We start from the raw sequence: 5,087 nt of genomic DNA, 5'->3' as shown, positions 1-5,087 counted from the left end.
GGCGGGCGGGAGCGCGAAACCACCATCGCGTCGGCGATGGTGGTTTCGCGCTCCAGACCGCTGACCAGCAGAGCAACGTCGCCGGCAGCTTCGCTTTCGACGTCGTCACGATGGATCTCGCCGAGATAGTCGGTCAGCGCCCAGCCCAGCGCCAAGACCAGCAGCAATGTCGTCAGCACACCGACGAACTGCCGTTTCAGGTGCAGCGAATAGCCGGGGTAGTCGAGCGTTTCCATCACCCGGCGGCCCCAGGCCGCCCAGATCAGCGCCGCCAGTGCCACCGCGATCAGCCCGCGCACGAGTTGAATTGGCACACCGGTGACGCGCTGGAACATCTCTTGATTGAAGGTCCTGGCCGGCCAGAACGGCGCGGTTTCGACAATCATGCCAGCCGCCACCGCGTAAAGTGCGAAGGCGATCGCCACGCCCGCCATCAGCGAGCGGTTCATATGGAGATCGTGATGTCGGCCGGTGAACACCGTGAAGGCCACCAGGATCGCGCCCGGCGCGGCGAGCAGATAGCGGGTCGCCGCCTTCGCGGATTCGATGCCGTCGACGAAGCCGATCGCGCCGATTGCAACCAGGATCGGGATGTAGATCCAAGGTCCAGGCATGGCCAGGTCGCGTGTGATCCCGCCGTTTCGTCCCGCCTCCGCCAGCAGGATGAACGACGCGGTCAGGACCGCCGCGCGCACCACCAAGAATTCAGTACTATCGCCCGCGATCAGCGCGAGCATGTCCAGCCATTCATTGGCGCCATGGACGCAGCCGAACAGTCCGATCAAGCGGATCGTTGTTCCACGATCGTCTTCACGGCCGCGCGCCAGCACAAGGCACAGGGCGCCGAGCAGGATGAACGACAGCCCGTAGAAAAAGAAGATGAAGTCGAGCTGCGATTCGAAATGGCGGGCCATTGCACTGGAACTTCGGGTTATCCGCCACGACCTCGCGTGCGGTCAGCACCCCTGCTGATCGCACTGACGCTAATCACTCGCAGGTCATGCAGCAGTTAACGCCGTCCCGCGTACAACTACGTGGGTACACCGCGAATCCACGTAATCAGGCAGATTGAACGGTCCGATTGAGTGTAATCGTGAGTTTTTCGTGCACGCCGCGCTGACAAATTGACGGAGTGCGGAACCGACGGATTGCAAGACCGGTCGTACTACTCAGATCACGCTAGAGCAGTTCTTTTTGATCAAGTCCGGACCGCGCTTGGGAGTGCTCGCCACAGGCAGAATCTCAATAGTGAGGAGGCGCGAAGCGCCGTCTCGAACCATGAGCTGGAGGCGATGCGGCTCGTCATCCTTCGAGACGCCCGGCTACGCCTGGCTCCTCAGGATGCGGACGTCAGGACCCTTGGCAAGGCCCAAGTCCGCTTCAACCAATCGATGAACCGCTCTAACGTCTTACGGATTTGCGGCGAGGACGATGGCGAGGCCGAAGCCGGTCAGGTGATGCAGCGCCTGATCAGTGCCGATCAGCCACCAGAACCAGCGGTCCTGATTAGTCACGTCGTATGTGGCGACGATGAAGCCCTTGAGGCGATCGATCGCGAGATGGATCAGGAAGTCGATCACGCCGATGTACCAGTAGCGCGGCGCAAGGATCAGCATCAGCAGCGTCGTCATCACCAGATGCACGCTGCAATGCGCGAGCAGAGGCAGCGCCCACCCGGTCTTGGCGTCCTTGCCCATCGCCATCCACTTGTTCTGGAAGATGAAGTCCGCGAACACGTGTTTGATGGTGAGGAGCAGCATCCAATAGATCAGTGCGCCCACCGCAATCGACGACGACAATTCGGGAAGGATCAAGCTTGCACCTTCGCTTGGGCCTTGCGGGTGGTGATGGCGGCGGCTGTCGGGGTCCGACAATCCGATCGCCTTCCCTCCCGTGCAGAGGCTTCGCATCGCAGCCGGTCGGTATCGACCAGCGCAGTTTTATGACATTTCTCGCGGCCGAATGCACGTGGCCGCCAGCGTACGGCCTTCATATGGCTGTGCAATTCACGCCGCGCACGCATCGCACATAAACGGTACCCGGGTGGCACGATCGACCCGGAGATCACGACGCCGCGGCCTGGATCGGCATGGCATCGCACCTTGCCCTGATGGCTGCGATCGCGCGCTTCAAGCTGGTCTGCTTACGGTCCGGCAGCGCGGCGGCGCGCGCCTCCGCAATCGCCTGCACCAGATCCGGCAGCGGCAGCGTGCCGTTCAGCGCCGGCTTCACCAGCGCGTCGATGATCAACGACCAGTTCGCCATGCCGTAGCGATAGCCGTCGCCATAGCCACGAACCATGGTGGCGCTTTCGACCACGGCCGTTGCTGCTTCAGGGCGGGCGGCGAGGCTGCGGTCGATCATGTGCAGCCAGCGCTCGACCCATTTGCGCTCATTGGCGTAGCGAATCGACAGCAACCGCCAGCGCCGCAACCAGGAGATGATCCGCAGCTTGCGGATGCCGAGCCAGCCGCTGCCGTTGAAGCGCATCTTCACCGGCATGTGCAGCCAACCGAGATAGTTCAGCACCTTGAGCGTCGGATCGGCCACCACCACCGGCAGCGCCGCCACCACCTCGTCGATTCGAAACCGACACCTGCGGTCGATCCGCGGAATCGCACGGCCGGACGGCGCGCTCGCTGCCTCCTGCAGCGTGAGCTGCGCAATCCGGCTCGGGTCTTCATACGCCATCCGCATCGCGAGCAGCTCGGCGATCCGCAGCACCATCGCGTCGTCGACTTCGCGCCGCCCGACGAATCGGCCGATCCGGTCGAGATACAGCCGCGCATAGCGGCGGCCCTGATAGTTCACCAGCCGGGCGGCCGCCTCTTCCAGAGCTTGGGCAATTTCGGGCGACGCTGCAGCCGGCGCGTTCAGCACCACGACGCGATCGTTCTCGCCGAGCATTTCGGCGAGCGTGAAGCGTAGCGCGTCGATGTAGCCGGCCAACGGCTCAGCCCTCAGGCGGTCCGGCCGACGGCGTCGGTCCGCGGCGGCGGCGCGACCGAGGCCAATCGGGCTTGCAGGGATTCAATGTTTTCGAACAGCCGCGCGCTGGCAAGCCGCAAGAAATAGAATCCGAATTCCGGATTCTGTACGTACAGCTCCTCCACCTGGCGATAGCTGACGCTCAGCACCGTGCCGGCCTCGACGCATTCGAGGGTCTGCGTCCTGGTATGGGTCGGCGACAGCATGCCGAGCTCGCCGACAATGGCGCCCACCGGAAGCTCGATGCCGGATTCGACGAGACGGAAGCGCCCGCTGACGATGTAGAACATCTCCTCGGCGCGCTCGTCTTTGTAGAACAGCTCCTCGCCGGTGGCGCATTTGCGCTCGGTCATGAACGGCTTCAGCCAATCCATCGACAGGTCGCTGTTCACCGACTTCCTGACGTCGCGCACCAGCTGCAGCATCTGGTGCAGCCGCCAGGCGTTGAGCGGCAGCAGCACCGCATGCAGCGCCAGCGTCGGATAATTGTGGGTCGGGATCGACACCGCGATCAGCAGCAGGTTGGTCAGAATGCCGAACACCCGCAGTGGAATCATCGTCCGCATCGTGGCAGTGGCGAGCACGAAGATGGTCGCGAACACGCTGCTCACCATGCCGGCATTCTGGGCGATGAGGGACATATCCATGTGGGACCCACCGTTGTCTTGCAATCGAAGGCGCCGAAGCCGGCGGAAGCGATCTGAGAGATAGCCCGCGGGTGTTCGGACCGCAGTTCTCCCTACACGCTGGTGCGGACGGAATTATAACCAGCCGGCATAGGTTACGCGAGCGGTGGCCGCGGCCTCTCCCGCTCCCCGGCGAGTTGACGGACGCCCGGCCGGCGGGCAGTTTGCCCGGCCCATTTCGCCCGTCCGCCGCGGCGCTGTCCGCGGTCCTTGCAGGGCCCGGCGCCGTTTTGGCAGCCGCCCGCTTCCGATCAGGAGACCTAATCGATGTCCGATAGCGACACTGCCAGCGCACCGGTGCTGACCATCGACGGCCCGCGCGCCACCATCCGGCTGAACCGGCCCAAACATCTCAACCGGCTGCAGCCTGACGACCTCGCCACGCTGCTCGATCAGTTCGCGCGGCTCGACGCCGATCCGGCGGTGCGGGTGCTGGTGCTCACCGGCACCGGTCGGGCATTTTCGGCCGGCTTCGATCTCGGCGAGGTAGCGGAACGCGCCACTGCGGAGGTCGAGGCCGAATCCCCCGGCTCGGCGTTCGAGGTGGTGGTCAACCGGCTTGAGGATCTGCGGGTGCCGACGATCTGCCGGCTCAACGGCGGCGTCTATGGCGGCTCGACCGATCTGGCGCTGGCCTGTGATTTCCGCATCGGAGTCGATACCGCCGAGATGTTCATGCCGGCCGCCAGGCTGGGGCTGCATTACTATCCGGGCGGCATCAAGCGCTACGTCTCCCGCCTCGGCATCGACAACGCCAAGCGGCTATTCCTGACTGCGCAGCGGATCGACGCCGCCGAGATGCTGCGGATCGGCTATCTCACCGCGATGGTGCCGATGGACCGGCTCGACCGCGAGGTCGACGCGCTGGCGACGACGCTGGCCGGCAACGCCCCGAACGCGGTCGCCGGCATGAAGCGCGCCATCAACGAATTCGCCCGCGCCGCCTTCGACGAACAAGCCGCCGACACCCGCGCCCGCGCCTCGATGCGCAGCGACGAAATCAAGGAAGGCATCGCCGCATTCACAGAGAAACGCGCGCCGAGGTTTTGAAGGCCGCGCATTGCAGCCTCCCCGTCGTCATTCCGGGGCGCCGCGCAGCGGCGAACCCGGAATCTCCGGCGCAGTGCAAACATCAGATTCCGGGTTCGCGCTGACGCGCGCCCCGGAATGACTCGTTGAGAAGCCGTTACTTGTCCACGAACGTCGCGACCTCGCCGAGTGCGGCGCGGCCAGTGCGATACGAGTTCGCCTTGTGGTCGGGGTCGGCGTAGCCGAACGAGATGCCGCAGACGACGCGGCGGTCGTCGCCGAGGCCGAAGTGCTTGCGGACCACGCCGGCGTGGAACGCCAGCGCGGCCTGCGGCACGGTGGCAACGCCGAGGGCCTGCGCGGCCAGCATGAACGACGTGACAT

5 protein-coding genes and 1 pseudogene are annotated in these 5,087 nt (G+C 64.7%); 1 reads left to right on the top strand and 5 read right to left on the bottom strand.

The annotated features are described in order from the left end of the window. The 4 genes and pseudogenes from DYI24_RS21005 to DYI24_RS20990 all read right to left on the bottom strand — a co-directional run. Nucleotides 1-737: pseudogene (locus tag DYI24_RS21005) on the bottom strand (sensor domain-containing diguanylate cyclase); the annotation flags it as partial. 672 nt (nt 738-1,409) lie between these two features. Further along, entirely contained in the window at nt 1,410-1,814 is a 405-nt protein-coding gene (locus DYI24_RS21000) for a DUF3307 domain-containing protein (RefSeq protein ID WP_107346511.1), read from the bottom strand. Between the two features lie 250 nt (nt 1,815-2,064). Then, nucleotides 2,065-2,949: a DUF6537 domain-containing protein gene (locus DYI24_RS20995; RefSeq protein ID WP_164573707.1), complete on the bottom strand. Its 885-nt coding sequence runs from the start codon at nt 2,947-2,949 to the stop codon at nt 2,065-2,067. Between the two features lie 11 nt (nt 2,950-2,960). Then, the gene (locus DYI24_RS20990) at nt 2,961-3,635 is read right to left on the bottom strand and encodes a Crp/Fnr family transcriptional regulator (protein WP_164573706.1); all 675 of its coding nucleotides are present in this window, start codon (nt 3,633-3,635) and stop codon (nt 2,961-2,963) included. Between the two features lie 306 nt (nt 3,636-3,941). Here DYI24_RS20990 and DYI24_RS20985 point away from each other — a divergent pair, with 306 nt between their 5' ends. After that, nucleotides 3,942-4,724, top strand: coding sequence for an enoyl-CoA hydratase/isomerase family protein (locus DYI24_RS20985; protein ID WP_164573705.1), 783 nt, complete (start codon nt 3,942-3,944; stop codon nt 4,722-4,724). Nucleotides 4,725-4,860: 136 nt separating this feature from the next. Here DYI24_RS20985 and DYI24_RS20980 read toward each other — a convergent pair. Further along, a partial coding sequence (locus tag DYI24_RS20980) for a nitroreductase family protein (protein ID WP_205523618.1) occupies nt 4,861-5,087 on the bottom strand: 227 nt, incomplete at its 5' end.

Source organism: Rhodopseudomonas sp. BR0C11, from assembly GCF_010820945.1.
In the GTDB taxonomy this organism is placed as follows: Bacteria; Pseudomonadota; Alphaproteobacteria; order Rhizobiales; family Xanthobacteraceae; genus Rhodopseudomonas; species Rhodopseudomonas palustris_H.
Note: the sequence above shows the minus strand (reverse complement) of the source record. Positions and strands in the feature narration are given on the sequence as shown.

Bases quoted from the DNA above. Each gene is read 5' to 3' on its own strand.
- DYI24_RS20990 (WP_164573706.1), bottom strand. From the start codon at position 3,635: ATGGATATGTCCCTCATCGCCCAGAATGCCGGCATGGTGAGCAGCGTG.
- DYI24_RS20985 (WP_164573705.1), top strand. From the start codon at position 3,942: ATGTCCGATAGCGACACTGCCAGCGCACCGGTGCTGACCATCGACGGC.